Annotated in this window: 22 protein-coding genes; 13 read left to right on the top strand and 9 right to left on the bottom strand. The window is 69.2% G+C overall.

The features are described 5' to 3' along the window. Positions 1 to 9: 9 nt before the first annotated feature. From fdhE to fdnG, 4 genes are all read right to left on the bottom strand, one after another. Positions 10 to 921: a formate dehydrogenase accessory protein FdhE gene (fdhE, locus tag GBB76_RS11605; RefSeq protein ID WP_152303447.1), complete on the bottom strand. Its 912-nt coding sequence runs from the start codon at positions 919 to 921 to the stop codon at positions 10 to 12. Between the two features lie 162 nt (positions 922 to 1,083). Then, positions 1,084 to 1,803, bottom strand: a complete 720-nt coding sequence (locus GBB76_RS11600) for a formate dehydrogenase subunit gamma (protein WP_202911087.1) — start codon at positions 1,801 to 1,803, stop codon at positions 1,084 to 1,086. Next, positions 1,803 to 2,789, bottom strand: coding sequence for a formate dehydrogenase subunit beta (gene fdxH / locus GBB76_RS11595; protein ID WP_152303446.1), 987 nt, complete (start codon positions 2,787 to 2,789; stop codon positions 1,803 to 1,805). Before fdxH ends, GBB76_RS11600 begins: the two co-directional genes overlap by 1 nt. A gap of 12 nt (positions 2,790 to 2,801) precedes the next feature. Next, positions 2,802 to 5,891 carry a formate dehydrogenase-N subunit alpha gene (gene fdnG, locus GBB76_RS11590; protein WP_152303445.1) on the bottom strand — a complete coding sequence of 1,030 codons (3,090 nt, stop codon included), beginning with the start codon at positions 5,889 to 5,891 and terminating at the stop codon, positions 2,802 to 2,804. A 339-nt stretch (positions 5,892 to 6,230) separates the two neighbouring features. Here fdnG and GBB76_RS11585 point away from each other — a divergent pair, with 339 nt between their 5' ends. The 8 genes from GBB76_RS11585 to GBB76_RS11550 all read left to right on the top strand — a co-directional run bounded on the left by GBB76_RS11585 (position 6,231) and on the right by GBB76_RS11550 (position 14,336). Continuing rightward, a complete protein-coding gene (locus tag GBB76_RS11585) occupies positions 6,231 to 6,761 on the top strand; it encodes a TlpA disulfide reductase family protein (RefSeq protein ID WP_246668901.1) in 531 nt (176 codons plus the stop codon). Then, positions 6,758 to 7,888: a transglutaminase-like domain-containing protein gene (locus GBB76_RS11580; RefSeq protein WP_152303443.1), complete on the top strand. Its 1,131-nt coding sequence runs from the start codon at positions 6,758 to 6,760 to the stop codon at positions 7,886 to 7,888. Before GBB76_RS11585 ends, GBB76_RS11580 begins: the two co-directional genes overlap by 4 nt. A gap of 120 nt (positions 7,889 to 8,008) precedes the next feature. After that, positions 8,009 to 9,070: a selenide, water dikinase SelD gene (gene selD / locus GBB76_RS11575; protein ID WP_152303442.1), complete on the top strand. Its 1,062-nt coding sequence runs from the start codon at positions 8,009 to 8,011 to the stop codon at positions 9,068 to 9,070. Between the two features lie 150 nt (positions 9,071 to 9,220). After that, positions 9,221 to 10,528 carry a nickel-dependent lactate racemase gene (larA, locus tag GBB76_RS11570; protein WP_152303441.1) on the top strand — a complete coding sequence of 436 codons (1,308 nt, stop codon included), beginning with the start codon at positions 9,221 to 9,223 and terminating at the stop codon, positions 10,526 to 10,528. Then, entirely contained in the window at positions 10,525 to 11,853 is a 1,329-nt protein-coding gene (locus GBB76_RS11565) for a LarC family nickel insertion protein (protein WP_152303440.1), read from the top strand. The genes larA and GBB76_RS11565 overlap by 4 nt, the downstream gene beginning before the upstream one ends. Beyond that, positions 11,846 to 12,631 (top strand): adenine nucleotide alpha hydrolase, encoded by a 786-nt coding sequence (locus GBB76_RS11560; RefSeq protein ID WP_152303439.1) that lies wholly within the window; start codon positions 11,846 to 11,848, stop codon positions 12,629 to 12,631. The genes GBB76_RS11565 and GBB76_RS11560 overlap by 8 nt, the downstream gene beginning before the upstream one ends. Before the next feature lie 3 nt (positions 12,632 to 12,634). After that, positions 12,635 to 13,288: a nickel pincer cofactor biosynthesis protein LarB gene (larB, locus tag GBB76_RS11555; RefSeq protein ID WP_152303438.1), complete on the top strand. Its 654-nt coding sequence runs from the start codon at positions 12,635 to 12,637 to the stop codon at positions 13,286 to 13,288. 19 nt (positions 13,289 to 13,307) lie between these two features. Continuing rightward, a complete protein-coding gene (locus GBB76_RS11550) occupies positions 13,308 to 14,336 on the top strand; it encodes an aldehyde reductase (RefSeq protein WP_152303437.1) in 1,029 nt (342 codons plus the stop codon). 155 nt (positions 14,337 to 14,491) lie between these two features. Here the strand turns inward: GBB76_RS11550 and aguA are convergent, their stop codons facing one another. The 5 genes from aguA to acnA all read right to left on the bottom strand — a co-directional run bounded on the left by aguA (position 14,492) and on the right by acnA (position 21,107). Then, the gene (gene aguA, locus GBB76_RS11545) at positions 14,492 to 15,583 is read right to left on the bottom strand and encodes an agmatine deiminase (RefSeq protein WP_152303436.1); all 1,092 of its coding nucleotides are present in this window, start codon (positions 15,581 to 15,583) and stop codon (positions 14,492 to 14,494) included. A 5-nt stretch (positions 15,584 to 15,588) separates the two neighbouring features. After that, positions 15,589 to 16,482, bottom strand: coding sequence for an N-carbamoylputrescine amidase (gene aguB / locus GBB76_RS11540; RefSeq protein ID WP_202911086.1), 894 nt, complete (start codon positions 16,480 to 16,482; stop codon positions 15,589 to 15,591). Between the two features lie 26 nt (positions 16,483 to 16,508). Then, positions 16,509 to 16,850, bottom strand: a complete 342-nt coding sequence (locus GBB76_RS11535; protein WP_152303434.1) for a DUF2794 domain-containing protein — start codon at positions 16,848 to 16,850, stop codon at positions 16,509 to 16,511. A gap of 396 nt (positions 16,851 to 17,246) precedes the next feature. Further along, the gene (locus tag GBB76_RS11530; protein WP_246668900.1) at positions 17,247 to 18,104 is read right to left on the bottom strand and encodes a thioredoxin family protein; all 858 of its coding nucleotides are present in this window, start codon (positions 18,102 to 18,104) and stop codon (positions 17,247 to 17,249) included. Positions 18,105 to 18,422: 318 nt separating this feature from the next. Continuing rightward, positions 18,423 to 21,107 carry an aconitate hydratase AcnA gene (acnA, locus tag GBB76_RS11525; RefSeq protein WP_152303433.1) on the bottom strand — a complete coding sequence of 895 codons (2,685 nt, stop codon included), beginning with the start codon at positions 21,105 to 21,107 and terminating at the stop codon, positions 18,423 to 18,425. Positions 21,108 to 21,319: 212 nt separating this feature from the next. On the opposite strand from acnA, the gene ccmA reads away from it, so the two are divergent. The 5 genes from ccmA (at position 21,320) to GBB76_RS11500 (ending at position 26,045) form a co-directional block, all read left to right on the top strand. After that, a complete protein-coding gene (gene ccmA / locus GBB76_RS11520) occupies positions 21,320 to 21,949 on the top strand; it encodes a heme ABC exporter ATP-binding protein CcmA (RefSeq protein WP_152303432.1) in 630 nt (209 codons plus the stop codon). Then, positions 21,946 to 22,617 (top strand): heme exporter protein CcmB, encoded by a 672-nt coding sequence (ccmB, locus tag GBB76_RS11515; RefSeq protein WP_152303431.1) that lies wholly within the window; start codon positions 21,946 to 21,948, stop codon positions 22,615 to 22,617. The genes ccmA and ccmB overlap by 4 nt, the downstream gene beginning before the upstream one ends. Before the next feature lie 393 nt (positions 22,618 to 23,010). Then, positions 23,011 to 23,595 carry a F0F1 ATP synthase subunit delta gene (locus GBB76_RS11510; protein ID WP_371717114.1) on the top strand — a complete coding sequence of 195 codons (585 nt, stop codon included), beginning with the start codon at positions 23,011 to 23,013 and terminating at the stop codon, positions 23,593 to 23,595. Next, positions 23,595 to 25,124, top strand: coding sequence for a F0F1 ATP synthase subunit alpha (atpA, locus tag GBB76_RS11505; protein ID WP_152303429.1), 1,530 nt, complete (start codon positions 23,595 to 23,597; stop codon positions 25,122 to 25,124). The genes GBB76_RS11510 and atpA overlap by 1 nt, the downstream gene beginning before the upstream one ends. Before the next feature lie 39 nt (positions 25,125 to 25,163). Then, positions 25,164 to 26,045 carry a F0F1 ATP synthase subunit gamma gene (locus GBB76_RS11500; protein ID WP_152303428.1) on the top strand — a complete coding sequence of 294 codons (882 nt, stop codon included), beginning with the start codon at positions 25,164 to 25,166 and terminating at the stop codon, positions 26,043 to 26,045. The last annotated feature ends 12 nt before the right edge of the window (positions 26,046 to 26,057 follow it).

Below are 26,057 nucleotides of genomic sequence, written 5' to 3'. Positions count from 1 at the left end.
GCCTGCCCCTCAATAGCCGAGCAGGAACGGGTTGAAGGCGGCGCGCCGGTAAGGGCCCTCGCGCATCATCAGATCGAGGCCGAGCGTGCCGATGTCGTCGGCCACCGGCTCGATGGTGACGTCCCTGTTCTGGTACATCACCTTCACATAGGTGCGGCACTCGTCGCAGGTCTCGGCCTTCACCGTGCCCGGGCTGCCCTCGATCTCCTGATAGCCGATGCCCTTGGTGGTGCCGCAGGAGCAGCAGCGTATGCGGACATAGTTCCACAGGGTGGAGCAAAGCGAGCAGGCGCAGAAGCGGTTGCCGTGCGCGTTCGGCCATTCGACGATCAGGGAAGCGACCGGCGGTCCGCCGCAGGCCGGGCAGGCGCCGTCGCCGACCGGCACGAGGCGCTTTGCGTCGAGACCGGCGGCGAGCCGGGAGAAATGCACCTGAAGGGCGGCCGCGACATAGACATGCTCGGCCAGCGTCTCCACCGGCATGTCGTGGGCGAGCACGTCGCGCACCATCTGCGCGCGCAGGGCGCCGTCGGCGTGGCGGGCGCGGGTGAGCGCCTGCGCCGCCTCTTCCGGCATCGCCACGCGGGCGCTGGCATCGAACAGCGCGTCGAGCGTCGCCTCCAGCGTGTCGTCGAGCGTGGCGCGGGCGCGGTCGAGCGGGGGCATCTCGAAGGCGCTCGCGCGCTCCAGCGCCTCCGCGTCCGGCACCTCGACCGGCGGCAGCGCCGGCACGATGGCGTGCTGGGCGTCGACGAGGCCGGCGACGAAATCGAGATAGGGCTTGAGCGGGCTCACCGCCGCATAGGTGCGCAGCCGCTTCGCGCGGACGGCGAACAGCGTGGCGGGATCGGGCAGCACCGCGAAGGGCGGGGTGGAGACGCTACCGATCGCGGACGGATCGGGCTTGAGATCGGCCGACATTGTTTCCTCACGAACCGCACGGGCCACGTGGACCATATGGGGAGCGATCCCGGTCGCCGCGCGGCAGCGACCGGGATCGTCGTCCGTCTCAGGCCGGACGGCGTTCCCGAAGACGGCCTTCGGCCGCTCCGGGAGGCCGGCGACAGAACCGGCGCGGGCGGCCTATTCGGCCGGCGCGCCCGGGCCGCGGGGCTTGCCCACAAGCTCGCGCAGCCATTTGCGGTGGTGGCGCCAGGCCCAGCCGCCCGTCACCTCGCCGCGCGTCATGGCGCCGATGGTACCCTTGACCCAGATCGCCGCGTAGACGTGGATGATCCACACGCAGATGATGCACACCGCCGCCACCGCATGGACGAGGATGGCGATGCGCTTCTGCTCGATCGTGGTGAAGGGGTAGAAATACTGGTCCCACATCACGATGCCGCTGCCGATCAGCACGAGGATCAGGCCGGACATCGACCAGAAGACGAATTTCTGGCCGGCATTGTACTTGCCGATCTCCGGCAGCCTCTCCTCATGCCCGCCCAGCACGTCGCTGATGCGCGCCAGCCAGGTGCCGTCCTCGCGGGCGGGAAGGTTGGCCCGCCAGAACCGCACGAACAGGATGAAGAAGGAGAAGAACAGCACCACGCCGATCCACGGATGGATCGCGCGCGTCCACTGCCCGCCGCCGAACAGGCCGGTGAGGAAGAACAGCCTCGGCGTGAACAGCGCCATGCCGGACAGCGCCAGCGCGATCAGGCTGATGGCGGTGATCCAGTGGTTGATGCGGGCGGCGAGCGTGTAGCGCGCCACCTGCACCGGGTGGCCGGGACGCACCGCGTCGCCCGGCTCGACGTCGTCGGGCACGTGCCCGTGCGCATGGGGGTCGATGGCGGTCATCAGACCCTCCCTTCCGGCTGCGTCGGATCGGCCGGCGGCGGGGGCGCCGTGCCCTCGACCAGCCTCTCGGCGTTCTCTTCATCCTCCTCGCCGACCTTGTTGGGACCGGCGACGACGTAGTGGAGGAAGCCCGCCGCGGCGGCGAAGCCCATCACGGCGAGACCGACATATTTGGTCACGCCCTTCCAGGTCTCGACGATCGGCGAGATGCGCGGATTGTCCGGCAGGCCGGCATAGATGGACGGCGTGTCGGCGTGGTGCAGCACGTACATGACATGGGTGCCGCCCACGCCCTGCGGGTCGTAGAGGCCGGCCTTGTCGAAGCCCCGCGACTTGAGGTCGGTGATGCGCAGCTCGGCCCAGTCCTTCATCTCCTGCTTGGTGCCGAAGACGATGGCCTGGGTCGGGCAGGCCTTCTGGCAGGCCGGGCCCTGGCCCACCGCCACGCGGTCCGAGCACAGCGTGCATTTATACGCCGTGTGGTCGACCTTCGAGATGCGCGGGATGTTGAAGGGGCAGCCCTTGATGCAGTAGCCGCAGCCGATGCAGTTCTCGTGCTGGAAGTCGACGATGCCGTTCGAGTACTGCACGATCGCGCCCGGCGCCGGGCAGGCCTTGAGGCAGCCCGGATCCTCGCAGTGCATGCAGCCGTCCTTGCGGATGAGCCATTCGAGATTCTCGGTCTCGGGGTTCACCCATTCGGTAAAGCGCATGAGCGTGAAGGTGTCGGGCGTCAGGTCCATGGGGTTTGTGTAGACCCCGTGGTTGAAGCCGATCTCCTCGGTCAGGTTGTTCCATTCGAGGCACGCCGCCTGGCAGGCCTTGCAGCCGATGCACTTGGTGACGTCGATCAGCTTGGCCACCTCGGTCAGCCGCTCGGCAGGCGGCGTGACCTCGGAGGCGGAGCGCCGCATGATGTCCTTTTCCCCGAAGCGCGGCTTGTCGGCGCCGGGGGAGACGGACGGGTTCGGAATCGCTGGAAACATCGTGCCGCCTCCCTATGCCACCACCGGCCCGGTGGAGGGCTCGATGTTGACCATGAACGCCTTGAACTCCGGCGTCTCGATGTTCGCGTCACCCACGAACGGGGTCAGCGTGTTCGCCGGGAAGCCCTTGCGGGCGGCTCCGACGAAGCCCCAGTGGATCGGCACGCCGACAATGTGGACGACCTTGCCGTCGACGGTCATCGGCTTGATGCGCTTGGTGACGACCGCCTTGGCGTAAAGCTCGCCGCGCTTCGACCACACCCGCACCCAGCCGCCGAGCGCGATGCCCTTCTCCTTCGCCAGTTCCTCGGAAATCTCGACGAACTGTTCCGGCTGCAGGACCGAGTTCACATGGTTGTTCTTGGTCCAGTAGTGGAAATGCTCGGTGAGACGGTAGGAGGTGCCGGCATAGGGGAAGTTCGGATCGCCGATGTCGGCGAAGCTCTTCCAGTCGTCCTTGAACACGCGCGCCACCGGGTTGCCGCGTATCTTCGGCGCGATGACGTTGGCGACCGGGCTCTCGAACGGCTCGTAATGCACCGGGAACGGCCCGTCCCGCATCATCTTGCGCACCCACAGGCGGGACGTGCCTTCGGGGTTCATGATGAAGGGGCCGACATCCCTGGGCTTGGCGGTGGGCGCGATGTCCGGCACGTCGTAGCCGGTCCACTTGGCGCCATCCCACTCGATCAGCTTGCGCGAGGGATCCCACGGCTTGCCGTCGAGGTCGCAGGAGGCGCGGTTGTAGAGGATGCGCCGGTTGGCTGGCCAGGAATAGGACCACTTCAGGAACATGCCGGCATCGCCGGGGTCGGAATTGTCCCGCCGCGCCATCATGTTGCCGGCCTCGGTCCAGCAGCCGGAGAATATCCAGCAGCCGCCCGCCGTGGTGCCGTCGTCGCGCATCTGGCCGAAGCCGGCAAGCTGCTTGCCCGCTTCCAGGATCTTCTTGGTCGGGTCGACGGGGTCGTAGACGTCGGCCAGCACCGAGCCGTTCATCTCCTTCGCCAGTTCCTCCGCCGTCGGCTCGCCCGGGTCCTTGTAGGACCAGTTGAGATTGACGATCGGGTCGGGGAAGGCGCCGCCCTCCTTCTGGTACAGCGCCTTCAGCCGCAGATGGATCTGCGCCATGATCCAGGTGTCGGTCTTCGCCTCGCCCGGAGGCGAGCCGCCGGGCCAGTGCCATTGCAGCCAGCGGCCGGAATTGACCAGCGAGCCCTCGTCCTCGGCGAAGCAGGTGGTGGGAAGCTGGATCACCTCGGTCTTGATGTCGGCCGGGTTCACCTTGTTGAAGGTGCCGTGGTCCTCCCAGAAGCGGGCCGTCTCGGTCTGGAGCGGGTCCATGATCACGAGCAGCTTGAGCTTGGCCAGGCCCTCGGCCAGCTTGGCCTTGTTGGGGAAGGCCTGCAGCGGGTTGAACCCCTGGCAGAAATAGAGGTTCACCTTGCCGTTCTTCATCATGTCGAAGATGCGCAGCACGTCGTAGCTCGGGACATCGAGCTTCGGCAGGTAGCTGTAGGCCCAGTCGTTCTCCGCGGTGGCGGCGGGCCCGTACATCGACTTCATGAAGCTGACGAAGAACTTGCGGTAGTTCTGCCAGTAGCTCGTCTGGTTCGGCCGCAGCGGCTTGAAGGCCCGCGTCGACATATAGGTGGCGAAGTCGGCTTCCTTCTGGGTGGGGATGTTGAGATAGCCGGGGATGAGGTTGCTCATCAGCCCGAGATCGGTCAGCCCCTGGATGTTGGAATGCCCGCGCAGGGCGTTCATGCCACCGCCGCGCACGCCGATATTGCCCAGGATGAGCTGAAGCATCGCCATGCCGCGAATGTTCTGCGCACCCTTGGAATGCTGGGTCCAGCCGAGCGCGTACATGCTCGTCATGGTCTTGGTCGGGGTCGAGCATTCGCCCACCATCTCGGCCACCTTGAGGAAGGCGTCCTTCGGCGTGCCGCAGATGCGCTCCACCATCTCGGGCGTGTAGATCGCGACGTGCTGCTTCAGCAGGTTCCACACGCAGCGCGGATTCTGCAGCGTCTCGTCGACCACGGCATAGCCGTCCGGGCCGATCTCATACTCCCAGGTGTCCTTGACGTAGTCGCGCTTTTCCTCGTCATAGCCGGTGAACAGGCCGTCCTGATAGGCGTAGCCCTCGCGCACCACGAAGCTGGCGTTGGTGAAGGGCTTCACATAGTCCCACTGCACCTTGTCGTTGCCGATGCAGTAATTGATCAGGCCCATCAGGAAGGCGATGTCCGACCCCTGCCGGATCGGCGCGTAGAAATCCGCCACCGAGGCCGAGCGGTTGTAGCGCGGGTCGACGACGATGAGCTTGGCGCCACGGTTGGCTTTCGCCTCGGTGACCCATTTGAATCCGCACGGATGGGCTTCGGCGGCATTGCCGCCCATGATGACCACGAGGTCGGTGTTCTTGATGTCCGTCCAGGCGTTGGTCATTGCGCCACGGCCAAATGTTGGGGCGAGACTCGCCACCGTCGGGCCGTGTCAGACGCGCGCTTGGTTATCGAACGCCAATATGCCGGTCGAGCGCACGACCTTGTAGGTCGCGAACGCGGTTTCGTTGGTGGTCGCGGAGGCCGCGAGGAAGCCGGTGGTGAGCCAGCGATTGACCGTCACCCCGTCCGAGTTGGTGGCGACGAAATTGGCGTCGCGGTCGTCCTTCATGGCGCGGGCGATCTTGTCGAGCGCCACATCCCACGAGACGGCCTCGAACTTGTCCGAGCCGGGCTTGCGCAGCATCGGCTGGGTCAGCCGGGTCTGCGACTTCACGATGTCGCGCAGCGCCGAGCCCTTGGGGCAGAGCGTGCCGCGATTGGTCGGGTGATCGGAATCGCCCTCGATATGGACGATGTCGGCCTTCTCGCCTTTCCGAAGGTCGCCCTTGGAATAGATGATGATGCCGCAGGCAACCGAGCAGTAGGTGCAGGTGTTTCGCGTTTCCGACGTGTTCGCCAGGTGGAACGGCTTCACAGCGGCGGCCACGGCGGCCTCCGCTTCGCTGAAGCCGAAGGCACCGAGCGTCGTGCCCGCGATCCCCGCACCCGACGTTTTCAGAAACGTACGGCGCGAGAGCTCCATGTTCATCGAGGCCCTCCCGAGTTACCTCACAAAGCCCGTCGAGCGATAGGCTTTCCCAATCGCAAGGCTATTTTTTAGTTCATCTAAAGTCAAACAGACGAAGGTCGAAGGCGGGCCCGAAAAGTCGTGGAATACCAAGGGATTCCGACCATCGCAGTGCGTTCCCGAAATGCTGCGGCGCAGCAGCCATGGGTTTCGCCTATCGGGTGATTGACGATTGCGCGGGCTCGTCGCAGCATCGCCGGTGTGATCGCGCATGCAGCTCCCGCGTGTCGGGGCGAGATCAACCCGCTCTACCGGCTTGTCGTGGCTTCCCTTGCGTCATTGGCGATGGGGAGTTCGACCTTGGCTGCCGCCGCCCCGGAGGCCGCCCCCGGCCTTGTCCCCGGACAGGCGGCGCCCGCGCTCGCCCTGCCGTCGCTGGCGCATGGCCGGCAGGACCTTGCTGCACTGCACGGACGCCCCGTTCTCGTTCACTTCTTCGCGACATGGTGCGAACCCTGCCGCGCGGAGATGGCCGGGCTCTCGCGGCTCGCCGCGCGCCGCAAGGACCGACCCTTCGCGCTGCTTGCCGTCGATGTCGGCGAGGTGGAGCTGCGGGTGCGCCGCTTCTTCGACGCCAACCCGGTGCCGTTTCCCGTGCTGCTCGACGAGGACCGTTCCGCCATGAAGGCGTGGAAGGTCGTCGCCCTGCCGTCGAGCTTCGTGCTCGACGCCTCCCATGCCCTGCGCCTTTACGCCGATGGCCCGGTCGACTGGGACGACCCGGCCGCCGACCGCCTGCTCGACAATGTGTCCGACCCGGCCGCCGCGCCCGAGAGCGCGGGGCTGCCGCCCCTCAATGAAGATGAACCGACCCGGGAGAACTCGCCATGACCAGCCGTCGTGACTTCCTCAAAGCCGGCGTCGCCCTTGCGGCCGTCGCCGCCGCCCCGCACGCCGCCTTCGCGCAGGCGGCCGCCCCCGCCGGCGCCGCGCTCTTCGCCCCCAGCCCGGGCAAGTGGCGCGACTTCGAGGTGGTGACGACGCTGAACGTCGCCCCCGTCGACGGCAAGGCCGGCCCGGCGCAGGCCTGGGTGCCGCTGCCCTCCTACCGCGCCGCCGACTGGTTCAGGCCCGGCGAGAGCACATGGAAGACCAACGCCGCCAGCGCCGAAGTGGTGACGGATCCCCATTACGGCGCCAAGCTGCTGCACCTGACCTGGGCACCCGGCGCGGCCGATCCGAGCGTCGAGATCACCTCGCGCTTTTCCACCCGCGACCGCGCGACCGACTTCTCCAGGCCGGGCAGTGTCGCCGCCCTCTCTCCGGAAGAGCGGGCGTTGTTCCTGGCCGCCACCGACCTCATTCCCACCGACGGCATCGTGAAGGCGACCGCCGACAGGATCACCGCCGGCAAGGCGAGCGACCTCGAGAAGTCGCGCGCCATCTATGAATGGGTGGTCGAGAACACCTATCGCAACGCCGCCACGCGCGGCTGCGGCACCGGCGATGTCGCCTCGCTGCTGGCGAGCGGCAATCTCGGCGGCAAATGCGCCGATCTCAACGCCCTGTTCGTCGGCCTCAACCGCGCCGCCGGCATCCCGGCGCGCGACATCTACGGCATCCGCGTGGCGCCCTCGGCCTTCGGCTACAAGAGCCTCGGCGCCAATTCGCCGACCATCTCCAAGGCGCAGCACTGCCGCGCCGAAGTGTGGCTGGACGGCTTCGGCTGGGTCGCAACCGATCCGGCCGACGTGCGCAAGGTCGTGCTGGAGGAGCCGCCGGGCAAGAACGCCATGGACGACGCCAAGGTGCTCGCCGCGCGCAAGGCGCTGTTCGGTTCCTGGGAGGGCAACTGGCTGGCCTATAATGACGGCCACGACATCGCCCTGCCGGGCGCCAGCGGGCCGAAGCTCGGCTTCCTCATGTACCCGCAGGCGGAAGTGGCGAGCCTGCGCCATGACTGCCTCGAACCCGACGCGTTCGCCTATGTGATCAAGGCGAGCGAAATCTCGGCCTGATCCACCCATGATCGTCATCCCGGCCGAGCGCAGCGAGAGCCGGGATCGTTCTCCCACCACGACGCGATCCCGGATCGGCCTTGCGGCCGTCCGGGATGACGCTCGACACAGGCCATGGCCATGCTCGACAAACCCGCCGACGCCGCCCCGTTCCGCCTCACCAGCCTCGCCCATGGCGGGGGCTGCGGCTGCAAGCTGGCGCCTTCGGTGCTGCGCGAACTGCTGTCCGAGCAGCCGCCGGGCTCGCCCTTCGAGCGGCTGCTGGTCGGCACCGAGACCGGCGACGACGCGGCGGTCTGGCAGCTCGACGACGACACCTGCCTGATCGCCACCACCGACTTCTTCATGCCGATGGTGGACGACCCCTATGCGTTCGGCCGCATCGCCGCCACCAACGCCATCTCCGACGTCTACGCCATGGGCGGCAAGCCGCTGCTGGCGCTCGCCATTCTCGGCATGCCGCTCGGCAAGCTGGAGCCGGCGATGGTGCGCGAGATCCTGAAGGGCGGGGCCTCGATCGCCGCCGAGGCCGGCATTCCGGTGGCCGGCGGCCATTCCATCGATTCGCCCGAGCCGATCTACGGCCTCGCGGTGATCGGCACCGCGCGGCCCGAGGCAATCCGCAGGAACAGCACCGCCCGTGCCGGCGACGTGCTGATCCTGACCAAGGCGCTCGGCGTCGGTGTCTATTCCGCCGCGTTCAAGAAGGAGGCGCTCTCCGCCGCCGCCTATGCCGAGATGATCGCCTCGATGACGACGCTCAACCGCGTCGGCACCGCGCTCGGCACGGACCCGGACGTGCACGCCGTCACCGATGTGACCGGCTTCGGCATTCTCGGCCACGGGCTGGAGATGGCGCGCGGCTCGGGCCTCGCGCTGGGGATCGAGGCGTCGGCCCTGCCTTTCCTGACGGAGGCCGGGACGCTGGCGCAGGCCGGGCACATCACCGGCGCCTCGCACCGCAACTGGGCGAGCTATGGCGAGGCGGTGCGCCTGCCCGACGGCCTGCCCGACTGGCGTCGGCATCTGCTGACCGACCCGCAGACCTCCGGCGGCCTGCTGGCCGCCGTGGCGCCGGAAGCGGCGGAGCGCGTTCTGGCCGCGATCCACGCCGCCGGCTACGGCCGGGCCGCCATCATCGGCGAGGTGTCGGAAGGGGCGCCCGTCGTCACGGTGATCTGAGCGTGGCGACGAGGTGCGCGCGGGGATGGCTTGGCCCGCGCCGCCGGCCGGTTTAAGAGGCGGCCGCGAGCGGCTATCATGACAGCCGTCATGAGGGGCGCCCGTCATCGGCGCGCGCCCGCGCCGCCCGCCACAGATTAAGGATCGACCATGCACGACACGGCCCTCGAACTCGCCTTCGGCCGCGGCACGCTGCCGCTCAACCTGCCGGCGCGGGCGCGCCCGACTGTGCTGCGCAAGGCGGACCTTCCCAAGTTGCCGGACAATGCCGCCGCCATCCGCCACGCCTTCGACAATCCCGTCGGCTCGGCCCCGCTGGCCGCGCTGGCGAAGGGGCGCAAGAGCGCCTGCATCCTCGTCTGCGACATCACCCGCCCGGTGCCGAACAGGCTGTTCCTGCGCCCGATGATCGAGGCGATGCTCGCCGGCGGCATTCCCGCCGAGGCGATCACCGTGCTGGTGGCGACCGGCCTGCACCGCCCCAATGAGGGCGAGGAACTGGCCGAGCTGATCGGCGATCCGTGGGTGCAGGAGACGGTGAGCGTCGTCAACCATTTCGCCCGCGACGAGGCGGCTCATGTCGACCTCGGCCCGACCGCCACGCGCGGCACGCCTGTCTTCATCGACCGCCGCTTCGTCGAGGCGGATCTGCGCATCGCGACCGGGCTGGTCGAGCCGCATTTCATGGCCGGCTGGTCCGGCGGGCGCAAGGTGGTGGCGCCGGGCGTCGCCGGCCACCAGACCATCCGCACCTTCCATTCCGCCCGCTTCATGGAAGACCCGCTGGCGGTGCAGTGCAACCTCGTCGGCAACCCGCTGCACGAGGAGCAGCTGGAGATCGTGCGCAAGCTGGGCGAGATCTACGCGCTCAACACGGTGCTGGACGAGGCGCGCGACCTCGTCTTCGTCTCCTTCGGCGAGATTATCGCCAGCCATCTCGCGGCGGTGGAGTATGTGGAGGGCGCCACCATCATCGGCGTGCCGCGCCGCTTCCATACGGTGGTGACGTCCTCGGCCGGCTATCCGCTCGACAAGACCTACTACCAGACGGTGAAGGGCATGGTGACGCCGCTCGACATCCTCGCCCCCGGCGGCACGCTGATCATCGCCTCGGAATGCTCGGAAGGCTTCGGCAGCGAGGAATTCCGCGAGGCGCAAGCCCGCCTCGTCGAACTCGGCCCGGAGCGATTCCTAGCCACGCTGACCGCCAAGACGCTGGCCGATGTCGACGAGTGGCAGACCGAGATGCAGCTCAAGCCGATGCGCGTCGGGCGCATCCAGCTCTACACGACGGGCCTCACCGCCGAGGAGCGGCGCATCACGGCGGTGGAGATCGTGCCCGACATCAACGAGGCGATCGCGCAGAGCCTGGCGCGCTCGGGCGACGACGCGCTCGCCATCGTGCCGGAGGGGCCCTATGTGATCCCGGTTTTCCGCGAGCGGCAGGCGGCGGCGTGACATCCGGCGGCGCGACATCCGCCTCGGTGCGGCGGATCCATCTCGACGCGGTGGGCGGCGTCGCCGGCGACATGTTCGTCGCCGCGCTGCTCGACGCGTTCCCCGATCTGCGCGAACGGGTGCTGGCGGATGCCCGCGCCGTGCTGCCGGCGGGAATCGGCGCGCCGGTGCTGACCGAGGGCGAGAGCGGCGCCGTGCGGGCGCTGCGCTTCGGGTTGGAGGCGGGCGGCGGGGCCGGGCAGGCCGGGCATGGTCACTCCCATGTTCATGCGCACGGGCATTCGCACGATCACGCGCATCACCATCACGGCGACATCACCGTCGCGGCGGATGTTGAAAAGCCGGCTAAGGACATGCCGACCCATGCCGGCACCTATCCCGACATGCGGGCGCGCATCGACGCAGCGGCGCTGCATCCGGGCACGGCCGAGCATGCGGGAGCGATCCTCGCCATCCTCGCCCGCGCCGAGGCGGGGATTCATCGCGTCGCCATCGAGGACGTGCATTTCCATGAGATCGCCGACTGGGATTCGCTGCTCGACGTGGTGGCGGCCGGCAGTATCGCCGCCGCGCTCGACGGTGCCGAGTGGTCAATCTCGCCGCTGCCGCTCGGCGGCGGGCTGGTGAGGACGCAGCACGGGCTTCTCCCCGTTCCCGCGCCCGCCACCGCCGCCCTACTCGAGGGCTTCGACTGGCGCGACGACGGCGTGGCCGGCGAGCGTGTTACCCCGACCGGCGCGGCGATCCTCAGGCATCTCGCGCGCCCCGGCCGTCCCGCCGGCGGGCGGCTCGTCGCCACCGGCACCGGGGCGGGCACGCGTGCCCTGCCGGGCATGCCGAACGTGCTGCGTGTGCTCGCCTTCGAAGAGGCGGCGCCGGATGGCTATGACCGCGACACGGTGGCGGTGATCGCCTTCGAGGTCGACGACATGACCGGCGAGGAGATCGGCACCGCCGCCGAGCGGCTACGCGCGACGGCGGGCGTGCTCGATGTCAGCCTCGGCCAGCTCGCCGGCAAGAAGGGGCGGCCGGCGGTCTCGTTCCGCCTGCTGGCCCGGCCGGAGGCGGCCGAGGACGCCGCCCGCGCCTGCTTCGAGCAGACCTCGACCATCGGGCTTCGGCTCACCGAGGAACGCCGGCTGACGCTTGCCCGCGCCGCCGGGGAGATCGCCGGTATTGCCGTGAAGCGGGTCGCGCGGCCGGGCGGGGCGACGGTGAAGGCCGAGAGCGACGCGCTGAACGGCGCCACGCTGGCCGAGCGCCGCGCCGCCAAGGCTCGTGCCGAATCGCGTGCCGAGCGGGCCACCGGAGGCGGCGATGCGTGAGGACGCGGCGCTGGCGCAAGAACTGGCGCGCGTGCTCGCCCGTTTCGAGACGCTTGCGGTCGCGGTGAGCGGGGGCGTCGATTCCCTGACGCTTGCCACCTTCGCGCACCGGCAGGGGTTGCCGCTCACCGCCATCCACGCGGTCTCGCCCGCCGTGCCGGCCGAGGCCACGGCGCGGGTGCGGAACCTCGCGGAGGCCGAGGGCTGGGAACTGGTCGTCACCGGCACCGGCGAATTCGACGATCCGCGCTACCGCGACAACCCGGTCGACCGCTGCTATTTCTGCAAGACCAATCTTTACGACCGCATCGCCGGCCTGACCGAGCGGCCCATCGCCTCCGGCGCCAATCTCGACGATCTCGGCGACTACCGCCCCGGCCTCATCGCCGCCGCCGAGCGCCGCGTCGTGCATCCGATGATCGAGGCGGGGATGACCAAGGCCGATGTGCGCGCGCTCGCCCGCGCGCTCGGCCTGCCGGATATAGCCGAACTGCCGGCGCAGCCCTGCCTCGCCAGCCGGGTCGAGACCGGCATCGCCATCGACGCCGCCGACCTCGCCTTTGTCGAGACCGCCGAGCGCCGCCTCGCGCCGCTGGCGAAGGGCGGCACGCTGCGCTGCCGGATCACCCATCACGGCGTCGTCGTCGAGCTTGACGGCGCGGCGATGGAGGCGGCGGAGGCCATCGGCGCCATCGCGGCGGGCCTGTGCGCCGGCGCGGTGCGCGCCTATGCCGGCACCCGGGCCTATCGGCGCGGCGCGATGTTCGTCAGGAGCTGAGCGATGGAATTCGTGTTCGACTGGCAGCGTGGCGCCCGTACCGGCGTGTCCGAGGCGGTGCTGTGCGGCGCCAAGAGCCCGGCACAGATCGGTTTCATCCTCGGCGAGGCTCGCGCGCGCCGCGCCCGGCTGCTGCTGACCCGGCTGGAGCCGGCCGCCTTCGCGGGGCTCGACGAGGACGCCCGCGCCGGGCTCGATTACGACCCGCTCTCGCATACCGCCGTGCTCGGCGGGCCGGTGCCTACCGTGGCGGGGGCGGTCGCCGTGGTGGCGGCCGGCACCTCCGACCTGCCGGTCGCCCGCGAGGCGGCGCGCACGCTGGCCTTCTCCGGTCACGAGGCGCTGCTCATCGCCGATGTCGGGGTCGCCGGGCTGTGGCGGCTGATGGCGCGGATCGAGGAAATCCGCACCTGCAGGGTGGTGATCGCGGTCGCCGGCATGGAGGGCGCGCTGTTCTCCGTGCTGGGCGGGCTGGTGAGCGCCCCGGTCATCGCGGTGCCGAGTTCGGTCGGCTATGGCGTGGCGGAAGGCGGGCGCGCGGCGCTGCATTCGGCGCTGGCGAGCTGCGCGCCGGGGGTGGTCGTCGTGAACATCGACAACGGCTTCGGCGCCGCTTGCGCCGCCCTCAAAATGCTGGGCGCCCGCGCGGCCGGGTAGCTCCAGGGAAAGGGCCAGCATGGCCAGCGTGCTCGTCACCGGCGGCAGCGGCTTCATCGCCACCCATGTCATCGCCCGGCTGCTGGCCGAGGGGCATGCGGTGCGCGCGAGCCTGCGCAATCCCGCGCGCGAGGGCGAATTGCGCGCGGCGCTGGGCGTGCTCGGCGCCGATCCCGGGGAACGGTTGGACTTTGCCGTCGCCGATCTTCTCGACGATGCCGGCTGGGCGCAGGCGATGGCGGGTGTCGAATTCGTGCAGCATGTCGCCTCGCCCTTTCCCGCCGGCGTGCCCGGGGATGCCGACGAGCTGATCCGCCCGGCCCGCGAGGGCACGCTCAGGGTACTGCGGGCGGCGCGTGAGGCGGGGGCGAAGCGTGTCGTGGTGACGTCTTCCTTCGCGGCGGTGGGCTACGGCCACACGGTTCGCAAGCCGCGCTATGACGAGACTGACTGGACCGACCCGGCGGGCGCCGACGCGCAGCCCTACATGGTCTCCAAGACGCTGGCCGAGCGGGCGGCGTGGGATTTCATCGCCCGCGAGGGCGGCGGAATGGAACTGGTCGCGGTGAATCCCGTCGGCGTGTTCGGGCCGGTGGCGGGGCCGGACCTGTCGACCTCGACCCGTCTCGTCAAGGCGATGCTGGAAGGGGCGATTCCCGCCTGCCCGCGCATCTTCTTCGGCGTGGTCGATGTGCGCGACGTCGCCGACCTGCATCTGCGCGCCATGACCGCGCCGCAGGCGGCCGGGGAGCGCTTCCTCGCCACGGCCGGGGACTGCGTGTCGCTGATCGAGGTGGCGCGCACGCTGCGGGCGCGTCTCGGTCCGGCGGCGCGGCGCGTGCCGCGCTTCCAGATGCCGGATGCGATGGTGCGCCTCGCCGCGCCCTTCGTGCCGATGGCGCGCGCGGCGGTGCCGCAGCTCGGCCTCGTGCGCAATGCGAGCGGCGAGAAGGCGGAGCACCTTCTCGGCTGGACCCCGCGCCCGGCGGATGAGGCCATCGCCGCCACCGGCGAGAGCCTGATCCGGCTGGGGCTGGTGAAGGCATAGATTCGCGCTGTCCGCCGTTTTCCGTCGCCACCCTCGTTCGCCGTCATCCCGGCCGCAGCGCAGCGGAGAGCCGGGATCGCTCGCCATCGTGCATGCGATCCCGGATCGGCCCTGCGGGCCGTCCAGGATGACGGCAAGGCGAAAGGGCGAAGTCCTCAGCCCGGCGTGCCGGCGGGCTGCTGCTGGGTGATGCAGTGGATGTTGCCGCCGCCGAGGATGATCTCGCGCGTCGGCACCCCGACCACCTCCCGATCCGGGAACAGGCGGGAGAGGATGCCGGCGGCTTCCTCGTCATGCGCCTCGTCGAGCAGCGGCATCAGCACGAAGCCGTTGCCGACATAGAAATTGGCATAGGAGGCGCCGAGCCGCTCGCCGAGGCCGCGCGACATGGTGCCGGAGCCCGGCCCGAGATCGATGGTCTCCTCCATCGTGCGGAACAGCGGGCCCGGCAGCGGCAGCTTGACCACCTCGATGGAGCGCCCGCGCGCGTCGGTCGCCTTCGACAGCCGCTCCAGCGCGTCGCGCGAGATGGCGTATTGCGGGTCGAGCGGGTCCTCGCACCAGGTCAGCGCGACGACGCCGGGGCGCACGAAGCAGGCGAGGTTGTCGATATGGCCGGAGGTCTCGTCGTCGACGAGGCCGGCGCCGAGCCACAGCACCCGGGAGATGCCGAGATAGTCGCGCAGATGCTGCTCGATCTCCTCGCGGGAGAGGTGCGGGTTGCGGTTGGGATTGAGAAGGCATTCCTCGGTGGTGAGCACCGTGCCCTGGCCGTCGACATGGATCGAGCCGCCCTCGAGAATCAGCGGCGCGGCGTAGCGCGGGGTGCGCTCGATCTCCAGCATCTTGGCGGCGATCAGCTCGTCCTGGTCGCAGGGCGCGTAGAGCCCGCCCCAGGCGTTGAAACCCCAGTCGACGCCGCGCACCCGCCCGGCCGCATCGGTGACGAAGGTGGCGCCGCTGTCGCGGCACCAGGAATCGTCGGAGGCTGCCTCCACCACCCGCACCGAGGCGGGCAGGGCGGCGCGCGCATGGCGCCATTGCCGGGCGGTGGCGAGCATGGTGACGGGCTCGAAGCGGGCGATGGCGCCGGCGACCGCGACGAAGGCCTCCTGCGCCGGCTCCGCGCCCTCGCGCCAATTGTCCGGCCGCTCCGGCCAGATCATCCAGGTGCCGGCATGCGGCTCCCATTCGGCCGGCATGCGGAAGCCGTCGGCGGCGGGAAGGCTGGTCAGGGTGTCGCTCATGGGGCTCATCCGATCCGGCGGGTGGGCGCGCGCCCGTCGAGGGAGAGCAGCGGCGCGTAGAGTTCCGGCCGCCGGTCGCGGAACACGCCCCAGCTCTGGCGCTGGCGGGCGATGCCGTCGAGGTCGAAGGTCGCGGTGAGCACGGTCTCGTCGGTGCGGCCCGCCTCGGCGACCTTCTCGCCGGTCGGCCCGGCGATGAAGGAGGAGCCGTAGAAGGTTATCTCAGTCCCGTTGCGCCCCGGCTCGGTGCCGATGCGGTTGGAGGCGATCAGCGGGGTGAGGTTGGCCCCCGCATGGCCCTGCATCACGCGCTGCCAGTGGCCGGACGAGTCGAGGCCGGTATCGTGCGGCTCGGAGCCGATGGCGGTCGGGTAGAGCAGCACCTCGGCGCCCAGCAGCGCCATGGCGCGGGCGCATTCGGGGAACCACTGGTCCCAGCAGATGCCGACGCCGATGCGCCCGACCGCCGTGTCCCACACGCGAAAGCCGGTGTCGCCGGGGGAGAAGTAGAATTTCTCAGTGTAGCCCGGCCCGTCCGGAATGTGGCTCTTGCGGTAGAGGCCGAGGATCGAGCCGTCGGCGTCGATCACCGCGATGGAGTTGAACGTCGCCTGCCCGGCACGCTCGAAGAAGGAGACCGGCAGCACCACGCCGAGTTCCCGGGCCAGCCCGGCGAAACGGGCGATCAGCCGGTTGCCCTCGAAGGGAGCGGCGAGGTCGAGGAACTCGTAGAGCTGGTCCTGGCAGAAATAGGGGGTCTCGAACAGCTCCTGCAGCAGGATGAGCGTCGCGCCGCGTCCGGCGGCCTCGCGCACCAGCGCCTCGGCGCGGGCGATGTTGGCCTCGATGTCCCAGTCGCAGCGCATCTGGGTGGCGGCAACGGTCAGGCTGCGCATCATGTTCTCCGGTGTAGAGGGTCGGCGGGTCAGTTGACCGCGCGCAGCGGCTTTTCGAGCACCGCGACGACGCGGCGAAGCTCGTGCCCGCGCTTCAGGATGAGGCCGGTCTGCGACACCACCGTGTAGGCGCCCTGCCGGCGGGCGAGGCGCGGGTCCTTCTCGATGCGGTAGATCGGCACCTCGGCGGCGCGGCGGAAGATCGAGAACACGGCCTTGTCGCGGGTGAAGTCGATGGCGTAGTCGCGCCATTCGCCGAGCGCCACCATGCGCCCGTAAAGGTCGAGGATGAGGTCGAGCTCGCGCCGGTCGAAGGTGACGAGATCGGCACGCGCGCCGACCGGCAAGGCTATGGGGTCAATTTCCGCCACGCGGCTCCTCCGGCTGATCCGGGCCCGCTGCCAAGGCGGCCTCCGGCGCAACGCGTCATTTGCCTGTCATGATCCACCTCGCCGGGGGCGCCTTCAAGCGCCTTTCGCGTGTGGGCCGCTCTTGTGCCCGGCGGACAGCCGTTCACGCCCTCGTTAACGGAATTCACACGGCCGCCCGAATTCAGCCGTTGCGATGCCGTGCCCGGCTTCCAATCTCTCATCATAGCGTTGGGCCGGTGCACGTGGCGCATCGGTTTCCCAGCCCCCCAGCCCCCCGCGGTGCTCGTGGACCGGCCTGACGTTACGTTCTAGGTTCAATCCCCGAATTGACCTTCAGGCCCGGCTCCCCCGCCGGGCCTTTTTCTTTGTCCGGATGAGAACGGAAACGGGCTGGTGTCAGGGCAGCGGCTGGAGCGCGGCGCCGAGCACGGGGCCGGGCTCGGTCGACGAACCGGACTGCACGAAGACGACGACCGCGTCGGTCGGGTCGCCCGGCAGGCGGCGCAGCGCCGCCTCGTAGCTCGCCTCGTCGCCGTTCCAGTTGCCGAGCTTGACCCAGCCGCGCACCACATTGTGGTAGGTCATGCTGGTGCCCTCGTTCTCGCCGCGGCCGATATCGACCTTCATGCGCGAGGCGACGGGGCACAGCCACACCTCGCCCGCGCCGGCGCCGGGCGCGGCGCCGACCGTGATCCGCACCCGGTCGCCCATGGTCTCCACCGCCACCGGGACGGTGGGGCGGGCGATGGCGGAAACGGTGCGCTCGATCATCGCGCGGTCGGAGCCGATGGCCATCACGCGCCCGTTCACGACCGCCTGCGGGGTGAACATCTTGCCGTCGCCGCGCATGCGGGCATAGGCCTTCTGGCGCAGCGAATGGCCGTGCTTGGCCAGCGTGTCCTTCCAGCCGAGATAGTCCCAGTAATCGACGGCCAGCGTCAGGGCGATGACGTCCGGGCGCTCGGCCAGCTCGCTCATCAGCTTGTCGGCCGGCGGGCAGGAGGAACAGCCCTGGCTGGTGAACAGCTCGATCATCGCCTTGGGCGCCGTCACGGCCTTGGGGGCCGTGCCCTCGGTGGAGGTCTCGCCGGCCCAGGCGGCGGCGGGAAGCGCCAGCATCAGCGCCAGAGTGCAGGCATTGCGCGCGAGCCCGCCGCGCAGGAATCCGCCAAGGTTCGGAAGGCGCGCAGGTCGCCGGGCAGGGTGCCGGGCGAGGTCTTGCAGGCGGCGGGCGGGGGCGGCGTAAACGGACATGTCGGGCGGATCGTCCTTGTCGCGGGCTCGCGGGTCCGGTGCGGGGATGCCGGCGGCACGCGCGGAAATCGCGCGGCTGCGGCCTCTTTGCCCGGCCCGTGGAGGGCTCCCGGACGGGTGTTCCCGACCGGATCCGCCCTAGCCAATAGGACGGCACGGCGCTGGCGACCAGTCACATTCGGGTGTCGCCGCGCCGTCGGCGGGCCGGTGTCGCCGCCCTGCCGCAGCGGCCGGCAGGGCGGGCACGGGCGCGTAAGAAAAAGGCCGGCGCGGGGGTCTTTCCCGCGCCGGCCTCACATCTTCGGGACCGGCCCGCGATCACGCCGCGAGGTTGCGCAGCACGTAGGGCAGGATGCCGCCATTGCGGAAGTAGTCGAGCTCGTCCAGCGTATCGATGCGGCAGGTCAGCGGCACGTTCTTGACCGTGCCGTCGCTGAAGGCGATCTCGGCGATCAGCGTCTGGCGCGGCTTGAGGTCGCCCTCGATGCCGCGGATGGTGACGATCTCGTCACCCTTGATGCCGAGCGACTGCCAGCTTTCGTCGTTCTGGAACACCAGCGGCACCACGCCCATGCCGACCAGGTTCGAGCGGTGGATGCGCTCGAAGCTCTGGGCGACGACGGCGCGGATGCCGAGCAGGGCCGTTCCCTTGGCCGCCCAGTCGCGCGAGGAGCCGGTGCCGTATTCCTTGCCGGCGAAGACGACGGTGGGAACGCCTTCCTGCCGGTAGAGCATGGCGGCGTCGTAGATCGGCAGTTCGGCGCCGTCCGGCCAGTGCCTGGTGAAGCCGCCTTCCTTGCCGCTCAGCATCTGGTTCTTGATGCGGATATTGGCGAAGGTGCCGCGCATCATGATCTGATGGTTGCCGCGCCGCGTGCCGTACTGGTTGAAGTCGGCCGGCCGGACCTGATGGTCGCGCAGATAGGCGCCGGCGGGGCTGGCTTCCTTGATCGAGCCGGCGGGCGAGATGTGGTCGGTGGTGATGGAGTCGAGGAACAGGCCGATGACCCGCGCCTCGATGACGTCGGTGACCGGCTCCGGCAGCATCTTCATGCCCTCGAAATAGGGCGGGTTCTGCACATAGGTCGAGCGGTCGTCCCAGGCGTAGGTCTCGCCGACCGGAATGGCGATCTTCTGCCAGTTCTCGTCACCCTTGAAGACGTCGGAGTACTTCTCCTGGAACACCTTCTTGGTGACGTTCTCGCGGATGAATTTCGCGATCTCCTGGTTCGACGGCCAGACGTCCTTGAGGAACACCGGCTGCCCGTCCGAACCGATGCCGAGCGGCTCGGTGACGAGATCGATCTGCAGCGAGCCGGCGATGGCGTAGGCGACGACCAGCGGCGGGGAGGCGAGGTAGTTCGCCTTCACGTCGGGGTTCACGCGGCCCTCGAAGTTGCGGTTGCCGGAGATGACGGCGCCGGCAACGAGGTCGTTCTTGTTGATGGCTTCCGAGATCGGCTCCGGCAGCGGGCCGGAATTGCCGATGCAGGTGGTGCAGCCGAAGCCGACCAGGTTGAAGCCGAGCGCGTCGAGGTCGTCCTGCAGGCCGGCGGAGGCGAGATAGCCTTCCACCACCTGGCTGCCGGGCGCCAGCGAGGTCTTCACCCAGGGCTTCGACTTCAGGCCCTTGGCGACCGCGTTGCGGGCGAGCAGGCCGGCGGCGATCAGCACGCTGGGGTTCGAGGTGTTGGTGCAGGAGGTGATGGCGGCGATGGTCACGTCGCCATGGCCGAGATCGTAGTCGGTGCCGGCGACCGGCACGCGTTTGCCGACCTCGCCCGCCTTCTTGAACTCGCCTTCCAGCGCGGCGATGAAGCCGGCCTTGGTGCCGGAGAGCAGCACGCGGTCCTGCGGGCGCTTGGGGCCGGCGAGCGAGGGCAGCACGGTGGAGATGTCGAGCTCCAGCACGTCGGTGAACACCGGGTCGGGCGTGCCCGCGGTGCGCCACAGGCCCTGCGCCTTGGAATAGGCCTCGACCAGCGCGATGCGCTCATCCGTGCGGCCGGTCTCGTCGAGATAGGCGATGGTTTCCGAATCGACCGGGAAGAAGCCGCAGGTGGCGCCATATTCCGGCGCCATGTTGCCGATGGTGGCGCGGTCGGCCAGCGAGAGGTGGTCGAGGCCGGGGCCGAAGAACTCGACGAACTTGCCGACCACGCCCTTCTTGCGCAGCATCTGGGTGACGGTGAGCACGAGGTCGGTGGCGGTAATGCCTTCCTTCATCTCGCCCGTCATCTTGAAGCCGATGACTTCGGGGATGAGCATGGAGACCGGCTGGCCGAGCATGGCCGCTTCCGCTTCGATGCCGCCCACGCCCCAGCCGAGCACGCCGAGGCCGTTGATCATGGTGGTGTGGCTGTCGGTGCCGACGCAGGTGTCGGGATAGGCGACGGTCACACCGTCCTCGTCCTTCGTCCAGACGGTCTGGGCGAGATATTCGAGGTTCACCTGGTGGCAGATGCCGGTGCCCGGCGGCACCACGCGGAAATTGTCGAAGGCCGACTGGCCCCACTTCAGGAAGCGGTAGCGCTCCTGGTTCTGCTTGTACTCTTCCTCGACATTCTTGCCGAAGGCGGCGTTGTCGCCGAAGAAGTTGACGATCACCGAATGGTCGATGACGAGGTCGACGGGAACCAGCGGGTTGATCCGCTTCGGGTCGCCGCCCAGATGCACCATCGCGTCGCGCATGGCGGCGAGGTCGACCACCGCCGGCACGCCGGTGAAGTCCTGCATCAGCACGCGGGCGGGACGGTAGGCGATCTCGTTCTCGACCTTGCCGCGGTTCACCAGCCAGTCCTTGATGAACACGATGTCCTTCTTCGAGACGGAGCGTCCGTCCTCGAAGCGGAGCAGGTTCTCCAGCAGCACCTTCATCGAGAAGGGCAGCGCGGAAACGCCGTCCAGCCCGTTCTTCTCGGCATCGGGCAGGCTGTAATAGGTGTAGGTCTTGCTTCCGACGGTGAGGGTCTTACGGCTTTTGAAGCTGTCGAGCGACGTCACGGCTGGCAGGTCCCCGCTTTGGTGTGACAAGGGTGCGCCGGGCCTTTGAGGTGAGAAGCTTTGCGGGCTATAGCTCGCGCGGCCCTGGTCGCGGCATGGGGCGCATCGTTCGGAATTCTATATAGAGCCATTTCAAACTCCGATCCTAGAGGGCATGGCGCGCTGCATCGGAAAATTGTGCGTCGCGAGGCAGCGGTAAGGGAGTCGAATTCGTGAAGCGCCTTGTGGTCGAGCAGCTCTCGTGCCGGCGCGGTGTCCGGCTCCTGTTCGAGGGGCTCGGCTTCACCCTCGAATCGGGGCGCGCGCTCATCGTGACGGGGCCGAACGGCACCGGGAAATCGTCGCTGCTGCGCCTGCTGGCCGGCCTGTCGCGGCCCGCGCACGGAACGCTCCGGCTGGAGGGCGCCGCCGAGCCGGAGGATTTCGCCGAGGAGGTGCACTATCTCGGCCATCTCGATGCCCACAAGCTGGCGCTGAGCGCGGCGGAGAACCTCGCCTTCTGGCGCGACATGCTCGGGCGTCCCGCGCTCGGCGTCGGCGAGGCTCTGGCCGAGGTCGGGCTCGGCGGGCTGGAGCGGCTGCCGGTGGCGGTGCTCTCGGCCGGGCAGAAGCGCCGCCTCGCGCTCGCCCGCCTGCTGGTGGCCGAGCGCCCGCTCTGGCTGCTCGACGAGCCGACCACGGCGCTCGATGTGGCGGCGCAGGCGCGCTTCGCCGCTCTCGCGCGCGCTCACGTCGACAAAGGCGGGCTGATCGTCGCCGCCACCCATGCCCCGCTCGATTTCGGCCCGTCCGACGCGCTCGATCTCGGCGCCTGGCGCCCCGCCTCGCCGGTGGCCGCATGAGCCGGGCCTTTCTCGCCCTGGTGGCCCGCGACCTGCGTCTTGCCCTGCGCGCCGGCGGCGGGGCGGGGCTCGGCGTCGTGTTCTTCCTCGCCGTGGTGGTGGTGACGCCCTTCGCCATCGGGCCCGACCTCGCTCTGCTCGCCCGCATCGGGCCGGCGATCCTGTGGATCGGGGCGCTGCTCGCCTCGCTGATCGGGCTCGACCGGCTGTTCGCGGCCGATGCCGAGGACGGCTCGCTCGACGTGCTCGCCATGCTGGCGCTGCCGCTGGAACTGATCGCCGCCGCCAAGGGGCTGGCGCACTGGATCGCCACCGGCCTGCCGCTGGTGGTCGCGGCGCCGGTGCTCTCGCTGCTGCTCAACCTCGAACCGGCCTCGATCGGCGCGCTGACGCTGACGCTGCTGGTCGGCACGCCGGCCATCACCTTTCTCGGGCTGATCGGCGCGGCCTTCGCGAGCGCCTTCCGGCGCGGCGGCCTGCTCGTCGCCGTGCTGGTGATGCCGCTGACGATTCCCGTGCTGATCTTCGGCGTCGCGGCGACCGGCACCGTCCTCGGCGGCACGGTATCGTTCGGCACGCCCTTTCTCGTTCTCGCCGGTCTGTCGCTCGGCGCGCTGGTGCTCGGACCCGTCGCGGCGGCGGCGGCGCTGCGGGTGACGCGTGACTGAGACCCGACTGAGGGGGGTGGGGAACGCCCGCGCGTCCTGCGCCGGCCGGCCGGAATTCCGTCCTGGCATGCCAGTCTGGCATACCAGAAGCGCGACATCCTCGCGCAGGGGCGGGAACGGCGCCGGTCCGGAGCGCCCGCGCGGCGGCGCCCGTCTGGTGCAGCAATGCGCCGCAGGGGCCGCAAAGCCTTGAAACGACGTGCGCAGCGGCGCCGGAGGCCGTTACGGGGCCGCTACGTCATTTGCCCCCCTCCATCCCTCACGTCCTCGTGTTGCAGCACGCCCGGAGCCGTGTTAGGGAACCGCCGACCTTGAGGGTGGGTAAGGGAAAGTCCTACGCCGCCGCGAGGCTGTATCTTTCCAGTCTGGAAGCTGACGTTCCGCCTTGCGGGCATCGCGCCGGACAACCCCGAGAGAGGCACAGTGGCCGAGACCTACGTATCCGGAGTGGCGGGGCGCTACGCGACGGCTCTATTCGAGCTCGCCCGCGATGCCGGTGCCGTCGATGCGGTGAAGGCGGACCTTGAGAGGTTCAGCGCCATGATCGCCGAAAGCGACGACCTCAAGCGCCTCGTGCGCAGCCCGGTGTTCACGTCCGACGAGCAGGAGAAGGCGATCGCCGCCATTCTCGACAAGGCCGGCATCGGCGGGCTCGCGGGCAATTTCTTCAAGACCGTGGCGGCCAATCGCCGGCTGTTCACCGTCGAGGCGATCATGCGGGGCTTCGATGCTCTGGTGGCCGCCTACAAGGGCGAAGTGGTGGCTGAAGTCACCGTCGCCCAGCCGCTGTCCGAGGCTCACGCCGCCACGCTGAAGGAGGCGCTCGACGCGCTGACCGGCAAGGACGTGAAGCTTGCCGTCGAGGTCGATCCCTCGCTGCTCGGCGGTCTCAAGGTCAAGATCGGCTCGAAGCTCGTCGATGCTTCGCTCAAGACCAAACTCAACTCGATCCGCCATGCGATGAAAGAGGTTCGCTGATGAGTATCCGCGCCGCTGAAATTTCCGCGATCCTCAAGGAACAGATCAAGAATTTCGGCCAGGAAGCCGAAGTTTCCGAGGTCGGCCAGGTCCTCTCCGTCGGTGACGGCATCGCCCGCGTCTACGGTCTCGACAACGTCCAGGCGGGCGAGATGGTCGAGTTCGAGAACGGCACGCGCGGCATGGCGCTGAACCTCGAAATCGACAATGTCGGCGTCGTGATCTTCGGCTCCGACCGCGAGATCAAGGAAGGCCAGACCGTCAAGCGCACCGGCGCCATCGTCGACGTTCCGGTCGGCAAGGGCCTGCTCGGCCGCGTCGTCGACGCCCTCGGCAACCCGATCGACGGCAAGGGCCCGATCGAGTTCACCGAGCGCCGCCGCGTCGACGTGAAGGCGCCGGGCATCATCCCGCGCAAGTCGGTGCATGAGCCGATGCAGACCGGCCTCAAGGCCATCGACGCGCTGATCCCGATCGGCCGCGGCCAGCGCGAGCTGATCATCGGCGACCGCCAGACCGGCAAGACCGCGATTGCGCTCGACTCGATCCTCAACCAGAAGCCGATCAACCAGGGCACGGACGAGAAGGCCAAGCTCTACTGCGTCTATGTCGCGGTGGGCCAGAAGCGTTCGACCGTCGCCCAGTTCGTGAAGGTGCTCGAGGAGCAGGGCGCGCTGGAGTACTCCATCATCGTCGCCGCCACCGCCTCGGACGCGGCGCCGATGCAGTTCCTGGCGCCGTTCGCCGGCACCGCCATGGGCGAGTTCTTCCGCGACAACGGCATGCACGCCCTCATCATCCATGACGACCTGTCCAAGCAGGCCGTGGCGTACCGCCAGATGTCGCTGCTGCTGCGCCGCCCGCCGGGCCGCGAAGCCTATCCCGGCGACGTGTTCTATCTCCACTCGCGCCTGCTCGAGCGCGCCGCCAAGCTCAATGACGAGAACGGCGCCGGCTCGCTGACCGCCCTCCCGGTCATCGAGACCCAGGCCAACGACGTGTCGGCCTACATCCCGACCAACGTGATCTCGATCACCGACGGCCAGATCTTCCTCGAGTCCGACCTGTTCTTCCAGGGCATCCGCCCGGCCGTGAACGTCGGCCTCTCGGTCTCGCGCGTCGGCTCGGCGGCCCAGATCAAGGCGATGAAGCAGGTCGCCGGCAAGATCAAGGGCGAGCTGGCCCAGTATCGCGAGCTGGCGGCCTTCGCCCAGTTCGGCTCGGACCTCGACGCCTCGACCCAGAAGCTGCTCAACCGCGGCGCGCGCCTGACCGAGCTGCTGAAGCAGTCGCAGTTCGCGCCGCTGAAGGTCGAGGAGCAGGTGGTGGTGATCTACGCCGGCACCAACGGCTATCTCGACGTCCTGCCGGTCTCCAAGGTCCGCGAGTTCGAGCAGGGCCTGCTGCTGTTCCTGCGTTCCAAGCACGCCGACATCCTCGACACGATCCGCACCTCCAAGGAGCTGTCGAAGGACACCACCGAGAAGCTCGTGAAGGCGATCGACGCGTTCGCGAAGACCTTCGCCTGAGTGGCAGGGCGGCGCAAAGGGCACGGGAGTCCAAGTTAGATGGCCAGCCTTAAGGATCTGCGCAATCGCATCGCTTCGGTGAAGGCGACGCAGAAGATCACCAAGGCGATGCAGATGGTCGCCGCCGCCAAGCTGCGGCGCGCCCAGCAGGCTGCCGAGGCCGCGCGCCCCTATGCGCAGCGCATGGAGAGCGTGCTCGGCAACATCGCCGGCGCGATTTCCGGCGGGCCGGACGCGCCGCTGCTGCTGACCGGCACCGGCAAGGACGAGACGCATCTGCTGCTCGTGCTGACCGCCGAGCGCGGCCTGTGCGGCGCCTTCAACTCGTCGATCGTCCGCCTCGCCCGCGAGCGCGCCAACGCGCTGCTCGGCCAGGGCAGGACGGTCAAGATCTTCTGCGTGGGCCGCAAGGGCCACGAGGCGCTGCGTCGCCAGTTCGAGCGCCAGATGATCGGCGTGGTCGAGCTGCGCGCCAACAAGGGCGTCACCTTCGCCGACGCGCAGGCGGTCGCCGACAGGATCGGCGCGATGTTCGCCGCCGGCGAGTTCGACGTCGCCACCCAGTTCTTCAGCCGCTTCCAGTCGGTCATCTCGCAGACCCCGACCGCGCAGCAGCTGATCCCGGCGACCTTCGAGGCGCCGGCCGAGGCCGCCTCCGGCGCCGCGGCGGTCTACGAATACGAGCCCGGCGAGGCCGAGATCCTCGCCGACCTGCTGCCGCGAAACCTCGCGGTGCAGATCTTCAAGGCGCTGCTCGAGAACGGCGCCTCGGAGCAGGGCGCGCGCATGAGCGCGATGGACAACGCCACCCGCAACGCGGGTGAAATGATCAAGAAGCAGACTTTGACCTACAACCGCACCCGTCAGGCGATGATCACGAAGGAACTTATCGAGATCATCTCCGGCGCCGAGGCGCTGTGAGGCAGGACCCGG

Source organism: Ancylobacter sp. TS-1 (assembly GCF_009223885.1).
Lineage (GTDB): Bacteria > Pseudomonadota > Alphaproteobacteria > Rhizobiales > Xanthobacteraceae > Ancylobacter.
Note: the sequence above shows the minus strand (reverse complement) of the source record. Positions and strands in the feature narration are given on the sequence as shown.